General features: G+C 62.0%; 17 protein-coding genes and 1 tRNA gene. 10 read left to right on the plus strand and 8 right to left on the minus strand.

Annotated features, from left to right (window positions below; all coding sequences use genetic code 11):
* Positions 1–27: 27 nt before the first annotated feature.
* Positions 28–103, minus strand: a tRNA-Thr gene (locus VCB98_RS02820).
* Positions 104–530: 427 nt separating this feature from the next.
* Here VCB98_RS02820 and VCB98_RS02825 point away from each other — a divergent pair.
* Both VCB98_RS02825 and VCB98_RS02830 read left to right on the plus strand, forming a co-directional pair.
* On the plus strand, positions 531–1856 hold the full coding sequence (locus VCB98_RS02825) for a S8 family serine peptidase (protein WP_346050270.1): 1326 nt from the start codon (positions 531–533) through the stop codon (positions 1854–1856).
* 216 nt (positions 1857–2072) lie between these two features.
* Positions 2073–2600, plus strand: a complete 528-nt coding sequence (locus VCB98_RS02830; RefSeq protein WP_346050272.1) for a GspH/FimT family pseudopilin — start codon at positions 2073–2075, stop codon at positions 2598–2600.
* A 376-nt stretch (positions 2601–2976) separates the two neighbouring features.
* Here VCB98_RS02830 and ispH read toward each other — a convergent pair whose 3' ends face one another.
* From ispH to murJ, 5 genes are all read right to left on the minus strand, one after another.
* On the minus strand, positions 2977–3933 hold the full coding sequence (gene ispH / locus VCB98_RS02835; RefSeq protein ID WP_346050274.1) for a 4-hydroxy-3-methylbut-2-enyl diphosphate reductase: 957 nt from the start codon (positions 3931–3933) through the stop codon (positions 2977–2979).
* Between the two features lie 409 nt (positions 3934–4342).
* A complete protein-coding gene (lspA, locus tag VCB98_RS02840; RefSeq protein WP_346050276.1) occupies positions 4343–4852 on the minus strand; it encodes a signal peptidase II in 510 nt (169 codons plus the stop codon).
* Positions 4853–4979: 127 nt separating this feature from the next.
* Positions 4980–7793, minus strand: coding sequence for an isoleucine--tRNA ligase (gene ileS / locus VCB98_RS02845; protein ID WP_346050278.1), 2814 nt, complete (start codon positions 7791–7793; stop codon positions 4980–4982).
* Between the two features lie 35 nt (positions 7794–7828).
* Positions 7829–8770: a bifunctional riboflavin kinase/FAD synthetase gene (locus tag VCB98_RS02850; RefSeq protein WP_346050280.1), complete on the minus strand. Its 942-nt coding sequence runs from the start codon at positions 8768–8770 to the stop codon at positions 7829–7831.
* A gap of 53 nt (positions 8771–8823) precedes the next feature.
* Positions 8824–10371 carry a murein biosynthesis integral membrane protein MurJ gene (gene murJ / locus VCB98_RS02855; protein WP_346050282.1) on the minus strand — a complete coding sequence of 516 codons (1548 nt, stop codon included), beginning with the start codon at positions 10369–10371 and terminating at the stop codon, positions 8824–8826.
* A 360-nt stretch (positions 10372–10731) separates the two neighbouring features.
* On the opposite strand from murJ, the gene rpsT reads away from it, so the two are divergent.
* From rpsT to VCB98_RS02875, 4 genes are all read left to right on the plus strand, one after another.
* Entirely contained in the window at positions 10732–10998 is a 267-nt protein-coding gene (gene rpsT, locus VCB98_RS02860; RefSeq protein WP_346050284.1) for a 30S ribosomal protein S20, read from the plus strand.
* Between the two features lie 72 nt (positions 10999–11070).
* Positions 11071–11583, plus strand: a complete 513-nt coding sequence (locus VCB98_RS02865; RefSeq protein WP_346050286.1) for a hypothetical protein — start codon at positions 11071–11073, stop codon at positions 11581–11583.
* A gap of 5 nt (positions 11584–11588) precedes the next feature.
* Entirely contained in the window at positions 11589–11780 is a 192-nt protein-coding gene (locus VCB98_RS02870; protein ID WP_346050288.1) for a hypothetical protein, read from the plus strand.
* 105 nt (positions 11781–11885) lie between these two features.
* Positions 11886–12692 carry a helix-turn-helix transcriptional regulator gene (locus VCB98_RS02875; RefSeq protein ID WP_346050290.1) on the plus strand — a complete coding sequence of 269 codons (807 nt, stop codon included), beginning with the start codon at positions 11886–11888 and terminating at the stop codon, positions 12690–12692.
* Between the two features lie 23 nt (positions 12693–12715).
* Here VCB98_RS02875 and VCB98_RS02880 read toward each other — a convergent pair whose 3' ends face one another.
* Both VCB98_RS02880 and VCB98_RS02885 read right to left on the minus strand, forming a co-directional pair.
* Positions 12716–13144, minus strand: a complete 429-nt coding sequence (locus tag VCB98_RS02880) for a type II toxin-antitoxin system VapC family toxin (RefSeq protein WP_346050292.1) — start codon at positions 13142–13144, stop codon at positions 12716–12718.
* Positions 13141–13431, minus strand: coding sequence for a type II toxin-antitoxin system Phd/YefM family antitoxin (locus VCB98_RS02885; RefSeq protein WP_346050294.1), 291 nt, complete (start codon positions 13429–13431; stop codon positions 13141–13143). Before VCB98_RS02885 ends, VCB98_RS02880 begins: the two co-directional genes overlap by 4 nt.
* Before the next feature lie 144 nt (positions 13432–13575).
* Here VCB98_RS02885 and cas3g point away from each other — a divergent pair, with 144 nt between their 5' ends.
* From cas3g to csb2, 4 genes are read left to right on the plus strand one after another with little or no spacing between them, the layout of a single operon-like run.
* Entirely contained in the window at positions 13576–15981 is a 2406-nt protein-coding gene (gene cas3g / locus VCB98_RS02890) for a type I-G CRISPR-associated helicase/endonuclease Cas3g (protein WP_346050296.1), read from the plus strand.
* Positions 15978–18143 (plus strand): type I-G CRISPR-associated protein Cas8g1/Csx17, encoded by a 2166-nt coding sequence (gene cas8g1 / locus VCB98_RS02895; protein ID WP_346050298.1) that lies wholly within the window; start codon positions 15978–15980, stop codon positions 18141–18143. The genes cas3g and cas8g1 overlap by 4 nt, the downstream gene beginning before the upstream one ends.
* 11 nt (positions 18144–18154) lie before the next feature.
* Positions 18155–19111, plus strand: coding sequence for a type I-G CRISPR-associated RAMP protein Csb1/Cas7g (gene cas7g / locus VCB98_RS02900; RefSeq protein ID WP_346050300.1), 957 nt, complete (start codon positions 18155–18157; stop codon positions 19109–19111).
* A gap of 2 nt (positions 19112–19113) precedes the next feature.
* The gene (csb2, locus tag VCB98_RS02905; RefSeq protein ID WP_346050302.1) at positions 19114–20694 is read left to right on the plus strand and encodes a type I-G CRISPR-associated protein Csb2; all 1581 of its coding nucleotides are present in this window, start codon (positions 19114–19116) and stop codon (positions 20692–20694) included.
* Positions 20695–20696 lie beyond the last annotated feature (2 nt).

Raw genomic sequence — 20696 nt, forward strand, 5'->3', positions numbered from 1 at the left:
TGCTGAGCGGCCCCGAAATCGAAAAACTGGTGCCGGAGATAGGAATTGAACCTACGACCTTCGCATTACGAATGCGCTGCTCTACCGACTGAGCTACTCCGGCGCAAGGCGGAGATTATAGCGGTATTCACCCCGGGCGGACAATCGCGGTCCGCCTACGACCTGAGTTAAAAATCCGCGCAATTCCCATTCGGTTTTTACCCCCCCCCGCTGATCGTTGCACCGCAACAACAATCTGACCCCCGGATTATGTCATTCCCCGACGAACGGTAACTTCACCTGGAAGGCCCGTCATAAAAGGCTCTCCGGAACTCCACCCCAGTGCCCAGGAGCCGGATTCACGAATTCGGGTTGCATCCACAGCAAGATCGACTAAACCTATTGACTGGCGTCCGCGGACGTCGCTTTGCGTTTCGACACCCAGGGACAGCGCAGGCAGTTAACCACAGGACGGTGCACAGAAGCCGGGGGGGTTTCTGCTTGCAGGCGCGAAGGTTTACCAAAAATAAACCTCAACTGGAGTGTCACTTATGCGTTATACCTCTCTGTTGCTCGGGGCCGTTCTGGTTCTGGGCCTTTCCACCGCCAATGCCAACAATCGACATGTGGATGTCATTGTCAGTCTGAATGACGGCGGTCCCGCAGCCGAAGCTGCAGCCAACCGGGCAGATGCCGCCAACTTCGCCGCCGAGTTCGGTGTTCGCGCCGAGCGCGTCTATGGCGCAGCCCTGACCGGCTTCGCCGCCTCCGTACCCGAGGCTCGCCTGGACGCCCTGCGCAATCACCCGCGTGTTTCCAGTGTCACCATGAACGGCCGGGTTTCCATTGCCCAGGGCAACTGCCCCCACTGCGGTGGCGGTGGTGACGACGACGATGATGATGACGATCAGGGCAATCAGACCTTGCCCTGGGGCATTGAACGCGTCGGTGCCGACCAGAACAACAACACCGGTGACGGCATCAGCGTCTATGTACTGGACACCGGCATTGACGCGAGTCACGACGACCTGGCCGGCAATCTGGGCAATGGCTTTGCCTCCGAGCCCTGCCAGGACCAAAGCAGTGGTCCGCCCAACAGCCGTCGGACCTGCGAAACCGACTGGGATGATGACCAGGGCCACGGCACGCATGTCGCCGGTACCGTGGGCGCCATCGACAATGATATTGATGTCGTGGGTGTTGCCCCGGATGTCACCCTGCACTCGGTCAAGGTGCTCGATAGTGGCGGTGGCGGCAGCTTTGCCGGCATCATCGACGGCATCGACTGGGTAGCCGAGCAGGTCCAGGCCAGCGGTGAACCCGCCATTGCCAACATGAGCCTGGGCGGTGGCGGTTCCAAGAGCGGTGAGTGCACCGAGAATGGTTTCGTCGGCGATGATGCCATGCATGAAGCCATCTGCAACGCCACCAACGTGGGCGTCGTCTTCGTCGTCGCTGCCGGCAACGAGGGCGCCGATGCGGCCGGGTCCGTGCCGGCGGCCTATGACGATGCCGTGATTACGGTGAGCGCCACCGACTCCAGCGACGACTGGACCAGCTGGTCCAACTGGGGTGACGACAGTGCCGACTGGACCAGCAATCAGTCCGCACCCGTCGCCATTGCCGCACCCGGTGCCGCGATTGAGTCCACTGCCATGGGCGGTGGGACCGAGAGCCTGAGCGGCACTTCCATGGCAGCCCCGCATGCGGCCGGTGCCGCAGCCCTGCTGCTTCGCTCCAACCCGCAGTCCGCGGATGCCAGTGCCTTCCACAATATCCGCACTGGCTTGTTGAACAGTGCCGAGGACAGCAGCGGCTTTTCCAACACCAGCGGCAACCCGCACGACGAGGATTTCCTCGACGCCAGCGGTCTCTGATCATCGCCATTCGGCAATGATCACGGAAAAGGCCGGGCTCACGCCCGGCCTTTTCTTTTCCTCCCAAGAAATCCTGCCCGTAAAGCATTCTGGAACATCCCTGTCGGAAAATTCCGGCACCGTCTGTCCCCGCCTTGAGCCTCCGACCGGAGCCTGAATAAGCTCCGCAAAACAATGAATCTGGGGGAGTCATTCAATCAGGGAGGGTTAATCAACATGAAAAAGGGGGAAAGGGGCCTGACGCTGCTGGAACTGCTGATCGCCCTGGCGGTGGTCGGCCTGCTGATGGGGATTGCCACCCCGGCGGTTGACCGCTGGGTCCAGGAGACCCGCGCCACCACCGGCACCAATATGATGATCGGCAGCCTGCAATTCGCCCGCAGCGAATCCCTGCGCGTGGGCGTGCCGGTCAGCCTCTGCCCAAGCCGGGACGGACGACATTGTGCGGCCGATCAACAGGCCTGGTCAGAGGGATGGCTGATCTACCGCCACCAGCAAAGTCATGGTAATAACCGTCTCAGCCACCCGGATCAGATCCTGCGTGTGCAGTCTGCGGGCGTGCCGGGCCTGCGCGCCAACCGCCAGCGCTTCACCATGCGCACGGACGGGCGGCGCAGCACCAATGGCTCCATTCTGGTCTGCCGGGAGGGAGAGGCGCTGGCGGCCCGGGCGATCATCATCAACGTGAACGGCCGCGCACGCAGCACCCGCGACCCGCAGAGGATGCCTTCGCCTGAGTGCTAAAGAGCGCTAACGACGGCGCTCAGTTGCCTGTCCTACCCAATAAGGCCAAGTCCACACAATGCGAGCCACGGCGTGAGGTGGCGTAGCAGGGGCCGGGGAGGCTTTTCCAGGATTGTGGGCGACAGGGTGAGCCAAGACCGATGGTCCAGTGGACCATCGCAGCATGGCGAACGCCCGCACGAGGATGTGCGGGCCGGACCGGAAGGCGGAGCAGGAAAGCGCAGCCTTTCGGTCGCCCCCAAAGCCTACAGGGATGTATCTACGGCGTTCCTGGAAAAGCCTCCCCGGCTCCTGCGGGAGCCACCGGATCGAAGCCGCTTAGGCCGGGACTGAAATGGGGTCCAGGTATTCCTCGCCAGAGAGCTGGCGAAAAAGCCTAAGTAGCTTGCTCAGACGGTCGGGTGCGCAGCAGGCGTGGCAGGGAGAAGGTGACGGTTTCGGCGCGGCCTTCGGTTTCCTGGACGGTCTCACCGCCCCAGTCGCGAAGCTGCTGGACCACCTGCTGGACCAGCACCTCGGGTGCCGAGGCGCCGGCGGTGACCCCCACCTTGTTCACGCCCTCAAACCAGTTCCGGTCCAGATCGCCGGGCCCATCCACCAGCCAGGCCCGAGCCCCTTCCCGCTCGGCCATCTCGCGCAGACGGTTGGAGTTGGAGCTGTTGGGCGAACCCACCACCAGCATCACTTCCACCTCGCTGGCCAACCCCCGGACGGCATCCTGGCGATTCTGGGTGGCGTAGCAGATGTCTTCCTTGCGCGGACTGGCCACGGCCGGGAAACGGGCACGCACCGCCTCGATCACCCGGGCGGTGTCGTCCATGGAAAGGGTCGTCTGGGTGACGAAGGCCACGCTCTCCGGATCCTTCACATCCAGCCCGGCCACATCCTCCGGCACTTCCACCAGATGGATCTGCCCACCCCACTGGGTATCAAAACGCCCCATGGTCCCCTCGACCTCCGGATGGCCGGCATGACCGATCAGGATCACATCCCTGCCCTCGCGGGCGTAGCGATGAACCTCCAAATGGACCTTGGTAACCAGCGGACAGGTGGCGTCAAAAACCTTCAGGCCACGGCGCTCGGCCTCCTCTTCCACGGCCCGGGAAACCCCGTGGGCGCTGAAAATGACAATGGCGTCATCCGGCACCTCGTCCAGTTCCTCGACGAATACCGCCCCCAGGCCCCGCAGACGATTGACCACGTAGCGGTTGTGAACCACCTCGTGGCGGACATAGATAGGCGCGCCGTACAACTCGAGGGCCCGCTCGACAATCTCGATGGCCCGGTCCACGCCGGCGCAGAATCCACGGGGATTGGAGAGCAGAATATCCATGGCTTACCTCAAGGGGGTGGGGGCTTCGATCAGGGCTCAATTGTACCGCAGGGGGGCCGCTGGGAGAAAATCCGGCGCTCAGCGAAAGACCCCAAAACGGGTCCCGCGCCAAGACGGAAAAAATTCAAAAGAATGCCTCGCGCAGTGACGCAAAGACGCGGAGAAATTCAAAAGAAAAAGATTTGGCCTCGCGCAAAGATCGCTAAGAGCGCTAAGGGTTGATGCTGTCGCCGCGAGAGGCTTTGGCGAAGATCACGGATAAGGACCATTGGTTCCGCAATGGGATCAGCACACTAAAAAACAAACGGTTTTCCTTTGCGTTCTTGGCGCCCTCTGCGCGAGGCATTCTTTTGAATTTCTTTGCGTCTTGGCGTCTTGGCGCGAGATCGCTTTTCCGTCTTTTTGCCGCCTAGGAACCCTGACGCCGTGGCCAGAAGCTGTCGATGATGACCAGGGCAGCACCGATGGTGATGGCGGCGTCGGCAATGTTGAAGGCCGGCCAGTGCCAGTCCCCCACATAGAAGTCGATGAAGTCCACCACATAGCCGTAGGCAATGCGGTCGATGAGGTTGCCTACTGCACCGCCGAGGATGAAGGCGAGACCACAAGCCAGACGGCGTTCACCATAACGAGGCAGGTACCAAAGCCAGGCAATGATGCCCAGACTAACCAGGCTGGCCAGAATGGTGAGGAACCAGCGTTGCCAGCCACCGGCATCGGCCAGGAAACTGAAGGCCGCGCCTGGATTGTGAAGCAGACGAATGTTGAGAAAAGGCATGACGGCAATGGAGTCATAGAGCTCCATGCTGCGACTCACCCAGATCTTGGTGATCTGGTCCAGCAGGACGATCACGGCGGCCGGTGCCAGCCAGATCAGCGCCCCGCTGCCCTTCGGTTTCTTGATCTCCACACCCAGCATGCCAGCTCTCCCGGCCTTAAAGACAAAACCCTTCAAGCACCGAAGCCGCCGAAAAGCGCAGACTCATTGACGCAGTGCAATGAGTCCGCTGAATTCGGTGGCTTCTCCGCTTGCCTTGTTATTTTCCTCAAGCGAAACGACGAACTTCGCCGTCGCCTTCGACATTGCTGACGCAACGCCCGCAGATGTCCGGGTGCTCGGCGTTGTCACCCACATCGGCGCGACGATGCCAGCAGCGCACGCATTTTTCATGCTCGCTGCGCTCGGCCAGGATCCAGAGACCCTTGGCTTCCTGTCCTGCCTCGGCCGCATCAGGACGACCGTCCGCGGCTGCGGTGCGGGCGTCACTGGTGATCAGCGCAAAACGCAGCTCATCACCCAGCACATCGAGCTTGTCCTTGAGCGAGCGCTCGCAGAACAGGGTCACGTCGGCGTCCAGGGACGCACCGATTTTTTCTTCATTACGCAGGCGTTCCAGGACCCGCTTGACCTCGTCGCGGACGGCTATGACCGCTTCCCAGTCCACATCCTCGGCTTTCACCGTCGGAAGCTCATACCAGGTCTCCAGGAAGACACTGTCCGGATGCTCACCCGGCAGATGACGCCAGATTTCCTCACTGGTGAAGGAGAGAATGGGCGCCAGCCAGCGCACCATGGCCTCGGCGATATGATACAGCGCCGTCTGACAGGACCGCCGTGCATGGCTGTCGGCCTGGGTGGTGTACTGGCGATCCTTGATCACGTCCAGGTAGAAGCCACCCATATCGTTGACGCAGAAATTGTGGACGCGCTGATAGATATGGTGGAACTCGTATCGATCGTAGGCGCCACGCACTTCTTCCTGCAGGGCTGCAGCGCGTGCCACCGCCCAGCGGTCCAGGGCCAGCATCTGCGACGGTTCCACCGCGTCCTTCGCCGGATCGAAACCGGCCATGTTGGCCAGCAGGAAACGCAGGGTATTGCGCATGCGTCGATAGCTGTCCGCCACCCGCTTGAGAATCTGATCGGAGACGGCGATCTCGCCGCGATAGTCGCTGGCCGCCACCCACAGGCGCAGCACATCGGCCCCCATCTGATTGAAGACCTTTTGCGGGGCGACCACATTGCCCATGGACTTGGACATCTTGCGGCCCTTCTCATCCACGGTGAAACCGTGGGTGAGCACACCCTTGTAGGGGGCGGTGTCGCGGATGGCCACGGAGGTCAGAAGCGAGGACTGGAACCAGCCACGGTGCTGATCGGAGCCTTCCAGGAAAAGATCGGCCGGCACCTGCAGATCCTCGTGACGGTCCAGTACACAGAAATGCACCATGCCGGAATCAAACCAGACATCGAGAATGTCGGTGACCTTTTCGTAATTGTCGGCTTCATCGCCCAACAGCTCGGCCGGGTCCAGCTCGAACCAGGCATCAATGCTTTCCTTCTCGACCCGTTTGGCAACCGCTTCCAGCAATTCCGGCGTCTTGGGGTGCAATTCACCCGTTTCCCGATGCAGGAACAGGGCAATGGGAACCCCCCAGCTACGCTGACGGGAAATACACCAATCGGGACGGTTTTCCACCATGGCGCGGATACGGCCTTCGCCCCAGTCGGGAGTGAACTTCACCTTGCCAATTTCATCCAGCGCCGCCTGACGCATGCCGCCGCGATCCATGCTCACGAACCATTGGGGTGTCCCCCGGAAGATCACCGGCGTCTTGTGCCGCCAGCAGTGGGGGTAGCTGTGCTGGTATTTTTCATGGTGCAGCAGCATGCCGCGCTCTTCCAGCAGGGCCACCAGCTTGGGGTTGGCCTTGAAGACATGCTCGCCGGCGATGTGCTCGGCCTCGTCGGTGAACACGCCGTTTTCATTGACCTGATGGTCCATGGGCAGGTCGTACTCCAGGCCCATGAGATAGTCTTCCTGGCCGTGGCCGGGGGCGGTGTGCACAGCCCCGGTACCGGACTCGGTGGTGACGTGATCGCCAAGCACCACCGGCACCTGGCGATCCAGATAGGGGTGTTGCAAGGACAAGCGCAACAGCTCACTGCCGGCGGCGACCGCCAGACGCTCCGCACCACCAAAGCCCCAGCGCTCAAGCACGGTATCCACCATTTCCACCGGCAGCACGGTGATCTCGCGACCATTGGGGCCGGTGGCCGCATAGAGGCCATATTCCAGCTTCGGACTCAGGGCCACGGCCCGGTTGGCCGGAATGGTCCAGGGCGTGGTGGTCCAGATGGGCAGGAAGGCCGGGGCATCGACGGCCTCGGCCGCGAGGCCGAAACGCTTGGCCAGCTCGGCCTTGTCGGTCACCGGGAAGCGGACATCCACCGCCGGCGAGGTGTGCTCCTGGTATTCGACCTCGGCCTCGGCCATGGCCGAGCGGCAGTCCATGCACCAGTGCACCGGCTTGTAGCCCTTGTAGAGATGGCCGCGCTCAATCATCTTGCCGAAAGCCCGCAATTGGTCGGCCTCGTACTGCGGGTTCATGGTCAGATAGGGCCGGTCCCAGTCACCGAGCACGCCCAGGCGCTTGAAATCCGTGCGTTGACGGTCGATCTGCTCATGAGCGTAATCCCGGCAGGCCTGGCGAAAGTCGCGGGCATCGACCTTGTCACCGACCTTGCCCACCTTGGCCTCGACCTTCAGTTCAATGGGCAGGCCGTGGCAGTCCCAACCCGGCACATACGGGGCGTCAAAGCCCTCCAGGGTGCGGGACTTGACCACCATGTCCTTGAGAATCTTATTGACGGCATGACCGATGTGGATGTCGCCGTTGGCATAGGGCGGGCCATCCGGAAGGATGAACTTGGGCCGCCCGCGAAAACGCTCCCGAATCTTCTGATAGAGACCACTGTCTTCCCATTCCCGCAGCATGTCCGGCTCGCGCTTGGCCAGGTTGCCGCGCATGGGGAAGTCGGTCTTGGGCAGATTGAGCGTGGACTTGTAGTCGGTCACCGTTTCACCCTAACAATCAACTGTGAATTCGCCGGTCATGTCACCGGCACTTGTTCTTCCGCCAAAACGGCTCGCGCCGCCCGGCTGTCCTCATCCATCTGGCGGCGCAGGGCCGACAGATCCTCGAATCGTTCCTCGTCGCGCAAGTGGCGAATCAGGCGGACCCGCAGATGGCGTCCGTAGAGATCACCTTGCCAATCGAAGAGATGAACCTCCAGCAATCGCCTGCGACCATCCACCGTGGGTCGCCGCCCCAGACTGGCCACCGCCGGCAGGGGTTCGGCCTTGTCCAGCCCCTCGACCTGCACGGCGTAAACCCCGTCCCGAGCCGCCAGCCGCTCGTGGACGGCGAGATTGGCGGTGGGATAACCCAGCGTTCGCCCCAGTTGCCGCCCCCGGCGCACCCGCGCCGTGACTCGCGGCCACTGACCCAGCAAGGCCGCGGCCTGACGGGTCTCACCCAGCTCCAGGTGACGGCGGATGCGGGTACTGGACACCCGGGCACCCTGCCCTTCCACCGTGGGCATCACCTCCAGGCGAAAACCCTGATCCGCGGCCGTCGCGGCCAGACTGTCTGCATCGCCGGCCCGGTCCCGGCCATAGCGGAAATCATCCCCGATCAGGAGATAGGCCGGGGCCAGACCCTGCTGCAGGACATCCTGTTCGAAGGCCCGGGGGCTCATTCCGGCCAGGGCGGCATCAAAGCGCAGAAGCAGCAACTGATCCACCCCGGCCTCGGCCAACAGCTCATGGCGATCACGGAAGCCGACCACCCGGCTTGGCGCCCGCTCACCCAGGAAATAATCCAGCGGCCGCGGTTCGAAACTGATCACCGTCAGCGGACCGGCAGGCTCGGTAGCCCGCGCCCGTTCCAGCATGGCCCGATGACCGCGATGCACGCCATCGAAATTGCCGATGGTCACCGCTCCGCCCCGACGGGCGTGGCTCAAATGTTGCCGTCCGCGTATCAGCCGCAAGTCCAGGCTTCCCGTAATGCAAAACGGGGCATTATATCAACTATCGGCCGCCGTCAGGCCATCACATGCCGCCGCCGGAGCCCCAGCAGCAAGAGTACCAGTCCATAAACCAGGGCCCCGGTGCCAATGCAGACCGCCAGCAGCCCCACCCGCTCCCAGACGCCCGCATCCAGCCAATCCGCCAGTGGGCCGGCAAGCCACAGCACCACCGCGGCCATTACCCCATTGGCCACCAGCCCCTTGAAGAACAACGAGGCCCAGCCCGGCCCGGGCCGGTATACGCCGCGACGGCGCAGCCCCATATACAGGAGACCGGCATTGATGAAGGCGGCGATCGCCGTTGCCAGGGCAAGGCCCATGTGCGGGGCGACGAATCCGGTCATCACCATCGGCAGCACGAACGCGAGATTCAGCACCATGTTCGAGACCATGGCCACCACCCCGGCCTTGACCGGTGTCTTGGTGTCCTGGCGGGCGAAATAGCCGGGGGCCAGCACCTTAACCAGCGTGAAGCCCACCAGACCGAAGGCATAGGCCATCAGGCTCCAGGCCGCCATGCGAGTGTCATGGGCCGTAAATTCGCCATACTGGAACAGGGTCGAGAGCATGGGGCCGGCCAGACAGAACAACCCCACCGCCGCCGGCACCGCCACCAGCCAGACCAGACGCAGGGCCCAGTCGAGGGTATCGGAAAAGGCCTTGGGGTCTTTTTCCGCGTATCGCGCCGACAGGCCGGGAAGGATTACCGTGGCCAGGGCAATGCCGAACACCCCCAGCGGAAACTCCATCAGGCGGTCGGAGTAATACAGCCAACTCACACTGCCGGCCACCAGAAAGGAGGCGATGATGGTGTCGATCACCAGATTGATCTGGGCCACCGAGGAGCCAAACAGGGCCGGCGCCATCAGGCGCATGATGCGCCTGACACCCTCATGTTTCGGATCCCAGCGCGGCCGGGGCAGCAGGCGCAAATGCTTGAGAAAGGGAATCTGAAACAGTAACTGAGCCACCCCCGCCGCAAACACACCGACCGCCAGGGCCATGCCCGGTTCGTCGAAATAGGGGGCCAGCCAGACCGCCGCCCCGATCAGGCAAACGTTAAGCAGGACCGGTGTAAAGGCCGGCACCCCGAAGCGGTTGTAGGTATTAAGAATCCCGGCCGCCAGGGACACCAGGGAGATGAACAGCAGATAGGGAAAGGTCCAGCGCAGCATGGCCGTGGCCAGCTCCCGGCGGCCGTCCTCGCCGTCGAAACCGGGGGCGAAAATCAGAATCAATACCGGCGCTGCCACCACCCCGATCAGGGTAATCAGCACCAGTACCGCCCCCAGGATACCCGCCACCCGGTCCACCAGCGCCTGCACCTCGGCATGTTCACGCTGGCTGCGATACTCGCCGATCACCGGCACAAAGGCCTGGGAAAATCCCCCCTCGGCAAACAGCCGCCGCATGAAATTGGGGATCTTGAAGGCCACGAAAAAGGCGTCCATGACCGGCCCGGCCCCGAAGAAGCGGGCAAAGACCACATCGCGGACGAATCCCAGTACCCGGGAGAGCAGGGTCATGCCGCCGACCAGACCGGTGGAGCGCAGCAGACTCATGCCCTGCCCTCGCCGGGCCTGGAGTGAACAGTTCCCAGTTCCCAGTGAACAGCGGGGGCCGTGCCAAATGGCAGGCGCGGCGACCACCTCACAGCGCAGTGGGCTACCGAAAACCTGGCTAGGTTATTGTTTTTTCTAGTCAAACGCTGCAACTTGACCCCTTCGTTCAGACAATGGCACTCGGCCCCGGCCGGCACCCTCTGTTCACTGTTCACTGGGAACCGTTCACGCCACCTGCCGGCCTTGACAGGCGCGCGGTTTTTCCGCATGATACGCGGCTTTCGGCGACCCTGTCACCGAAACCGCGCGCGCGTGCGCCGCGACAACCCCGAGCGTCAGCAGAATTATCAGGAGCTAGTCTTGGCTAACATCAAGTCCGCAAAGAAGCGCGCCCGTCAGGCCGAAGAGCGCCGCAAGCACAATGCCAGCATGCGTTCTCGCATGCGCACCGGCATCAAGCAAATCATCAAGGCCATTGAAGCCGGTGACAAGGCCAAGGCCGAACAAGCCTACAAGGCTGCCGTGCCCTATCTGGATCGCATGGCCACCCGGGGCATCATCAGCAAGAACAAGGCCGCTCGCCACAAGAGCCGCCTCAATGCCCGCCTGAAGGACATGGCTTCCTGAGCCAGTCCCGCGCACAGCTAGACCAAAAAGGCCGGTCCCAGTGACCGGCCTTTTTTGTTGTATGCTTGGACCATGCGCGTTCACAGCCTCGAAGCCATCATTGCCGCCCTCAACGAGGCGGGAGTCCGCTACCTGGTCGCCGGCGGCCTGGCGGTAAATGCCCATGGCTATCTTCGCTATACCAAGGACGCGGACCTGGTCATCGAATTGGCCCCGGACAACATCCTTGCCGCCATAAAAGCACTGGAAGACCTGGGCTATCGCCCCACCATCCCGGTGAAGGCCGAAGATTTCGCCGACCGTGAAACCCGCGAAAGCTGGGCAAGGGACAAGGGCATGAAAGTCTTCCAGCTGTTCAGTGATGCCCACCCGGAAACACCCATCGATATCTTTGTCGAACATCCCTTTGATTTCTCACAAGAATACAATCGAGCACTCCGGGAAACGCTGACACCCGGAATCGAAGCTCCCTTGGTCTCCCTGGAGACATTGATCACTATGAAGGAGGCAGTAGGCCGCCCGCGAGACCTGGACGATGTTGAACACCTACGCATTCTTCACGAGCAGCGTGACAATAAGGAGTAACGATCATGTCGCGGCTTGAGGATGAGATCGACTGGAGCAAGACTACCTGGGAAGGTGCACGGCGGGAACAATTGCGTCGCTGGCGCAAACTGAGCCTGTACGAAAAGATGCGGGCCGTTGAGGAAATGGGGGAATTGGCCGAACGGCTTGCCCAGAACCGGAACAAGCGCGGCCAGCGCAGCATAAAGCCAGAGTAACCCTCACCCGAAAAAAACCGTAACACCCGCGCTGTCTCACCCACCTTGAAACACCACGCCCATCGTCTATGCTGGACAAGGTAGCCCCCAAAAGCATGGATGCTGATGAACCGCTTCGAACTACCCGGTCTCTGGCTCAATCCCAGCGAACTCCACGGCCTGCTGGCCACCGAGCAGCTATTGGAATCCATCCAGCCCGGCCTGCTCAAACCCTACATCGGCCCCTTAAAGACCCGCATCCGCCAGCTCCTCGGCCAGGGTGGCCTCGACCCCGAAACCCTCGACCAGCGCATCCAGGTCCGCCCCATCGCCCACCGCCATCTGGAAACCGAAGCCTTCGGCCAGGCCGCCGAAGCCGTGCTCCACCGCAAACGGCTTCACTTCGATTACCGCTCACGCAGCCGGGACGAAATGAGGCAGCGCCATGTCAGCCCGCAGCGCCTCATCCACTACCGCAATAACTGGTACCTGGCCGCTCACTGCCACGATGCCGACGACCTGCGCCTGTTCTCCCTGGACCGCATCCGCGACCCGAGGCCCGACAAGACGCCGGCCCTGGATATCGACCCGGCCACCCTGGACCGGCAACTGGAAGCCAATTTCGGCATCTTCACCGGCCCGCAGACCATTGGGCGGTGCTGCGCTTCACGCCGGAAGCGGCCCGCTGGGCCGCCGAGCAGCGCTGGCACCCCCGACCAGATCGGGCAATGGAAGGATGGGCACTACGAGCTGCAGATTCCCTATGGCGACCCCACCGAGCTGATTCGGGAAATCCTGGCTTGGAGCGCGGAAGTGGAAGTACTTGCCCCCGAATTACTGCGCAAGCGGGTACGTGAAAGACTGGTCAGTGCGGCAGACAGATACTCGGCGGGGAGCGGTAAATGGAGCAGGGCCAAGGGAGGCACAGCATGAAACACCCCGAACCCGCTCTTTCGTCACCACGGAGTCTTCAATCCAAGGCCTTCCGCAGCCCGCGTCAGAGACGTATCAAAACACACAAAACACAGACGCCCGTCGCCAGCCCCTGCCGCGAGTTTCTCCGCAGCGGCCAGATGAACACTATCGTAGCCTCGCAAGCCAAAGGTATCGGCCAGCACCCCCGCACGACGCGCCAGTGGCTCATCGACACTGATGACATCGAAGCCCCCCCAACCTTCGTCCAACCAAACCACGAGCTGCGTCAATACATCGTCACTTATCCGCCCCATCCGCCACGCCTTTGCAAATCCGGCTCGTGCCTCGGGATAGGCAATAACATGCGTGGCCACCAGAGACGCCTTCTGAACCAAGGACCGCACTTCATCGGAATGCGGCTCCTTAACGTACAGCTTTACCAGAGCGGAGGTATCCAGATAGAGAATCAATCCCGATCCTCCAATATCAGCTCGGAAAGAGATGGTCCGCCGCCGGGCCAATCCAGCGGTCTTTCGGGGAGCTTCACCCTCTTACCAAGGGCCGCCCTGACACCCGGAAGCGCCCGCACCCGAGCCGCCAGCGCCTCATCGCTTTCCGCCCGGCCCTCCCGGCCGATAACCGCCGACAGCCGTGCCACGGCGCGCCCCCGCGAGGTCACGGTAATCTCCTCGCCGGCCTGGACACGCCGCAGGTACTCGGACAAATGGTTCTTCAGCTCACGGATTGATACATCCATCACCCAGCTCTCTTTGTGGCCACATTTCTCAATTGTAGCCACAAACCTGGTGATAACGCCAATCGCGGACTCATACCCGCTGTGTCATTCGGTGAGACACCTGAGCAAATACACTGAACTGAAAACAGACTTTCGGAGAACGCCGTGAAAGATTTCGAATCCTTCTTCCGGCAAGCAACGGGACTACCCACACCCTACCCTTACCAGAGCCGTTTAGCGGAGGACGACTGGCCGGAGGTCCTGGACATCCCCACCGGTCTGGGCAAAACGGCGGCGGTCACGCTGGGCTGGCTGTACCGCCGGCGTGAAAAGGGGGAAACGGACATGCCCCGGCGGCTCGTCTGGTGTCTGCCCATGCGTGTACTAGTGGAACAAACCCACCGAAATATCCGCGAGTGGCTGGCCGCACTCGACCTGCTGGGCGAGCCGGGTGATGGCAAGGTCTCCACACACCTGTTGATGGGTGGGGAACCCTCGCTTCGGACCGCCACTTGGGCATCCTACCCCGAGGAAGAATCCATTCTGATCGGTACACAGGACATGCTGCTGTCCCGCGGTCTGATGCGCGGCTATGGCATGAGTCGCTACCAGTGGCCTGTGCATTTCGGACTGCTCCACAACGATGCGCTGTGGGTGTATGACGAAATCCAGCTCATGGGCGCCGCCCTGCCCACCTCCACCCAGCTGGAAGCCTTTCGCCGCACGCTGCGGACCCAACGGTCCACCCGCAGCCTGTGGGCCTCTGCCACCCTGCATCGCAACTGGCTGGATACCGTGGACTTTCGGCCACACCTGGAAACGCTGGGCTGGCTATCGCTCAACGACGAGGACCGCCGGCATGATCAGGTCACCCAGCGTCTTACAGCGAAAAAGAAACTTCAGCCCGCCCGGACACGGCTGACGGCGGACAACCACAAATCGAAAGCCGCCGCCTATATCAAGGGGCTGGCACAGGAAATCCTGGAAGAGCATCAGCCCGGTTCCCAGACATTGGTAATCCTTAATCGGGTTGAACGCGCCCAGGCACTCCATGCCGCCCTGGCCAAGCAAATGGAGACAGCACCGCTGCTCCTGCACGCCCGCTTCAGGCCCCCGGAAAGGGACGAGATCGAGTCGGCCATCCGCGCGGAAACTCCGGCGGAGGGGCGAATCATCGTGGCCACCCAGGCGGTGGAGGCCGGTGTGGACATCTCCAGCCGGGTCCTATTCACCGAACTTGCCCCCTGGTCTTCCCTGGTCCAACGCTTCGGCCGCTGCAACCGGGGCGGAGAACATCCAGAAGCGACGATTTACTGGATCGACATCGAAGAAGAGAGCAAGGAGGCCCTGCCTTACGAGATGGAGGATCTACTGGCCGCTAGAGAGCAGTTGTCCGCCATCGAATCCGCCAGCCCCGGCGACCTGCCAGCGGTGGATGCCGCAACAGGCATTCGCCGCGTAATCCGCCGCCGGGATCTGATCGATTTGTTCAACACGGACCCGGACCTGAGCGGCTTTGATGTGGACATCTCCGCCTACATTCGTGACCCGGGCCAGGCCCAGTCCCAGGTCTTCTGGCGGGATTTCGAGGACGACCCCGGCGAACAGCCGGCACCAACCCGGGAAGAACTCTGCCCGGTGGGCCTGGGCCAGCTCAAGGATTATTTGAGCAAACGCAAGGCCTGGATATGGGATCCGATTTCCGAACGATGGGAGCCCGTCAGAAAAGATCGGATTCGTCCCGGCCAGCAGCTCCTACTGCAAAGCCGAGCCGGTGGCTACACCGCCACGGCCGGCTTCGACGCCACGGACAGCAAGAGCTTCGTCGAGCCCATCCAAATGGATACCGCGATCCTAGCCGAATCCCAGGGCAGTGACGACATGACGGTCATGAAGCGCTATGTGCCGCTATCAGAACACTTGCAGGATGTGGATGCCGCTGGCGCCGACCTGGCCGAAAAGCTCGAACAGGACGAAGCCCTCGCCGAGATCATCGCCACCGCCGGCCGCTGGCATGATGTAGGCAAGGCCCATGAAGCCTTCCAGAACGCCATCACCGGTGACGACGCCCCGGGTGACGGCGGCCCCTGGGCCAAGTCGCCTCGCGGGGGCCGTCCGAATTTTCACGTTCGCAATGAGGACGGCACGAAACAGCAACGCCGGGGCTTTCGCCATGAGCTCGCCTCGGCACTGGCCTGGCTGGAACACCAGAGCGACCATCCCCAGCGCGACCTGATCGCCTATCTGATCGCCGCCCATCACGGCAAGGTACGGCTTGGCCTGCGGGCGCTGCCCAATGAAAACGCCCCGCCGGGCGGTCAACGCCTGTTTGCCCGCGGGGTCTGGGAAGGGGACCGCCTGCCCCCACTTCGCCTCAATGGCCAAAGCGTCCCGGAAACCGAACTTCGACTGGACCTGATGAAACTGGGCCGCGGTCCCCAGGGCCCGTCATGGACCGAACGGACACGCCAACTGCTTGATGAACACGGCCCATTCAAGCTCGCCTGGTTCGAAGCCCTGGTACGCATCGCCGACTGGCGAGCCAGCCGGGAGGAGGAAAAATCATCATGAAGCATTCAGTCATACTCTCTGGCTGCACACCGACGCCACTGTCTGCCTATCTCAAGGCGCTGGGTATTTTTCGCCTCATTGCCACCCATCTTGATACACGGGCTACCGCCTGCTGGGAGAATGAAGTTTTCGTCCTTGATTCCTCCTTGAGCGAAGAAGCAATTCAGTCCTACTTTCGCGATGACTATCAGCCGACACCGATCATTGCGCCCTGGAACGGGGGCAGTGGCTTCTTTGCCGGGGACAACCAGACAGGGATTGCCGCCCTGCGTGAGTCGAAAACTCAGAGATTCGCCAACTACCGCGAGGCGATCGATGCCGCCAGCAAGACTCTCACGTACATGGGCATCAACAAGAAGCCTGAAGGGGATCGAAAGCACGCGCTGCTTTCAGCATTGCGCAATGAGCTAGCGGACATCGTCCTCGAGTGGCTGGATGCTGCGGTCGTTCTTACCGAGGACAGTCCGAAATATCCACCACTGCTAGGCACCGGCGGTAATGACGGCCGTCTGGATTTCACTAACAATTTCATGCAGCGGATCACCGAGCTGATTGACCCCGAAACCGGTCATGCACAACCGCAGGCCACCGGTCAGCTGCGCCAGGCACTTTTTGGAGAAGCGGAACCCGGCCTGAAAAAGGCTGCCATCGGCCAGTTCTCTCCGGGTAACGCCGGCGGTGCCAATCAGCAAAGCGGATTCAGCAGTGACGCCCTGATCAACCCCTGGGATTTCAACCTGATGATTGAAGGCGCCCTGCTGTTTGCAGCCAGCACAAGCCGGCGCTTCGGCAGCAGTGAACCGGGCACTCTCAGTTATCCCTTTACCGTGCGTCCCACCGGGGCCGGTGCGGGCAATGCTGCCCTTGGTGACGAGGGCAATGCCAGGGCAGAAATCTGGGTGCCACTTTGGACGAACGGCTGCACCCTGGGCGAGCTGCAAGGGATTCTGTCGGAAGGGCGTGTGACCCTCGGGCGCAGACCGGCCCGAGATGGCCTGGATTTTGTCAGGGCCGTCTCCAGCCTGGGTGTTGACCGGGGCATCAGGGAATTTCAGCGCTATGCCTTCATGATGCGCTCCGGCAAGGCCTATCTTGCCACCCCCCTGAACCGTGTTCCCGTAAAGCAGAATCCGGCTGGCTCGCTGATTGAGGACCTGGACAAGGGGAGTTGGCCCTGGCTGAGTCGATTTAGGCGACTGGGGCGTTCGGACACGGCCAGCCAACAACTTGCTTCGCTCACACGCCAGCTCGAGGATGCGATTTTCTCGCTGAACCTCTCGGCGGATGACCCCGGCCCCAGCACACAGACCCTGCTCAGGCTGCTTGGAAATATCCAGAAACAGATGGCTGCCAGTCCCAAGGCCCGGGATAACTGCCCAACCATACCGCCCCTAAGGCGTGACTGGTTCACAAAGGCCAACGATGCCAGCCCTGAATTTCAACTGGCCGCCGCATTGGCCGGATTGCACGCTCGCGTCCTGTCGAAGGAAGGCCACGAGGTTGACCGCCAGGCATTTCGGAGACACATGGCTCCAGAAAAGGATGACACCTGGCCGAAGTGGGATAACGACGGCGCCCGGGATGTGACCCTGGGCCACGGCGGGCTGATACAGGGACTGACTCGTACGCTGCTTCAGCGCCTGATCGTTGCCGAACAGGAAGACCACCACGACAAGCCGCTGCGGGGGCAATGCAGCGCGTCTCTGGCAGCCATCAGCGTCTGGCTCGCGGGTGATGTTGACGAAAGACGCCTCGATGAACTCATGCGTGGACTGGCACTCGTGCGCCTGCCACCACGGTACGACTTCAGGGGCGAACCTGAAATACCCCCGCTACCTGTCGCCTACCGACTGCTCAAGCCATTGTTCACGACAGACGAACAGTTATCGGACTGCAAGCTAATTGAGAAAGGTACGCATCTGCCGCTGTCGCGGGAGATTCCAAGACGGCTGATGCGAGGCGATACCAATGGAGCCGTTTCCATGGCCATGCGTCGGCTTCGTATCGCGGGAATCGGGAATCTTCCGAAGTCCGTGGACACCAGCGGCGTGAATGGCCCTCGATTGCTGGCCGCGCTGATGACACCCATTTCCGACCCGGCACTCAAGCAACTGTTGCCGAAACAACAACACCTCACTGAACAAACCGAAGAGATTGCATAAAGGAGAGCATCATGAGCATTGATTTCAAGGCCCTCAAGGACAGTCAACGCCTTCTCATGGAGGCCGACCTGGCCCCCATTCAGGGCACCCGCTTCCAGCCCACGGGCTTTCCCGACCTGGGTGCCGCCGAGTACACCGGTCCGGACGGTACCACTCGAATGTTGCTGGTGGAGTCCGCTCAAAGCGTGGCCAACCGCCTGGAGGCAGTCTGTTGGGATGAACCGTCCGATGACTGGGCAGAGCCGCTCAAAGGCTTGCCGTTGGTCAAGGTCACGGATGAAAACGGCGAGCCATTGATCAATTCCGTCCTGGCAGCCCATCGCCTCAACTCACCCTATATTCTGGAAGGCAAGGACAAGACAGTCTTCAACATGCTCAAGGAGGAACTGGCTCATATGGAAGATGGCCGGGTAGATATTCGCAAACTGGCCGCCACTCTCATGAAGATCGATACCAATGCGGTACTGCACGGCGTGTTCCTGGCGAAGAAGGATCTGGCCGGTGGCCGACTGCGCCTACCAAGGGCGTTGTCAGGCTTCATTGAAGCAGAGGATGTAAAGGTTGCTGCCAGCGGCGGCGTCAAGCTGGACAGCGTCAACCCCAGCGGTGACAGCAGCAAGGGCTTCGGCAATGTGCCCTATGCGCGCGACGAATTCGTGGCCCCTAAAATCACCGCCTACTTCAACCTGGATCTGGCACAGATTCGGGCCTTCGGCCTGGGCGAGGCCGCCGAGAATCTGCTGATCGGCCTGTCCCTGTTCAAGATTCGCCGCTTTCTCGACCAGGGGCTGCGTCTGCGCACCGCCTGTGACCTGGAATGCCGGGACCTGCGCGTGACCCGCCCGGATGGCTTCGAGATTCCCGAATCCAAGACCATTGAAGATGCCATGCCCGGACTAATTGAGTCCGCTGCCTCCGCGGGACTGTTCAATGATCCCCGAGTGACAACGGTGACCTACAGGAAATAACCATGCTGGCTATCAAACTGACATTTCCGGTCGGCCGTTACCACGCCACGCCCTGGGGCCGGCATGTAAACGAGGCCAATGTGGAATGGCCGCCATCGCCCTGGCGTGTCATTCGTTCATTGATTGCCACCTGGCATCGCAAGGGCGACAAGGAAGCATTCCCCGACGACCGCTTGGCCCGACTGGTCGAGCGGCTGGCCGAACAGCCGCCGGTCTACTCCCTGCCAGAGGCGGTTCGCGCCCACAGCCGCCACTACATGCCGGTTCGGGACGGCAAGAAAGACAAGCCAGTCCTGATCTTTGATGCTTTCGTCCGTCTGGACCCCAAGTCAGCGCTGATCATTGCCTGGCCGGATCTTGAGCTGGAGCCGCCGGAGACAGAACTGCTTGATCACCTGCTACCGCGCCTGGGTTTTCTGGGGCGGGCCGAAAGCTGGGTGGAGGCGGTTCGCGTAACGGACTTCCCGGGCGAGATCAATTGCCGGCCCTCGGAGCTGTCCGTGGACATGGAAAGCGGCGAGGCACTGGAACCGGTGCGCCTGATCACGCCAACCACCGCGGCCGAATACCAGGTCTGGCGGCCACGAATGATTGCCGAGCACGGCCTTGATCGGCCCAAGCACAAGAAGGCGGAAAAGCAACTGCTTGCCACCCTGCCGGAACAGTTCCTCCATGCCCTTCAATGCGAGACCGGCGATCTGCAGGCAGCCGGCTGGAGCAGCCCGCCGGGGGCGCGGTTCATGACCTACCAGCGACCCTACGGTATTTTCCGGCCGCAGCCCCGGGCCCGGCGCCAGCGGCAGGACGATGACAAGCGGATTACGGCCGCCCGCCTGGTCCTATGGGGCAAGCCTCAGCCCCGGATAGAGGATGCAATCCGCATTGGGGAACTTTGCCGGATCGCGGCCATCAGCCGGGCGGGTCGGCTGCTGGGCAAGGATAATGTGCCACCCGTGTTATCCGGCCATGGCATGGAACATAACCACCGCCACGGTCATGCCTTCTATTTGCCCGAGGATGCGGACCGGGACGGGCGGATCGACCACATCCTGGTCTACGCGGAAAACGGCTTGTCCGGTGCGCCGCTGCGCGCCCTGGGAGAACTGACCCGCTTATGGACCGATGACGGCAAGGAATGGCAGGTGACGCTGGAGCAGTTCGGCCCGGTCGACCAGCTTGCCGGTTCCTCCTGGCTGGGGCGAGCACGCGAATGGTCCTCGGTGACGCCTTATCTGCATCCCTGGTTTCGCAAGAAGCGCTTCGGTGTGGAAGATCAGATTCGGCGCGAGTGCCGGGAACGGGGTATACCAGAACCGGAAGTCACCCTCTTGGAAAGCCCGTTTGAAGGCCCGGATCAACACCCCCGGCGGCCCGTGCATTTCCATCGCTTCCGGAACAGCCGCAAGCGCATACGCCAGCCGGACACCCGTGGCCAGTTCGTTCATCTGAACTTCCCCGAACCGGTGAACGGCCCCCTGGCACTGGGCTTCGGCTGCCATTTCGGGCTCGGCTGCTTTACGCCGTTCCATCACGCATCTGCCGCCAGGCAGGAGGCGGACCAAACATGCAAGGACGGAGCCTAGAC

Source organism: Natronospira elongata, from assembly GCF_034931365.1.
Classification (GTDB): Bacteria; Pseudomonadota; Gammaproteobacteria; order Natronospirales; family Natronospiraceae; genus Natronospira; species Natronospira elongata.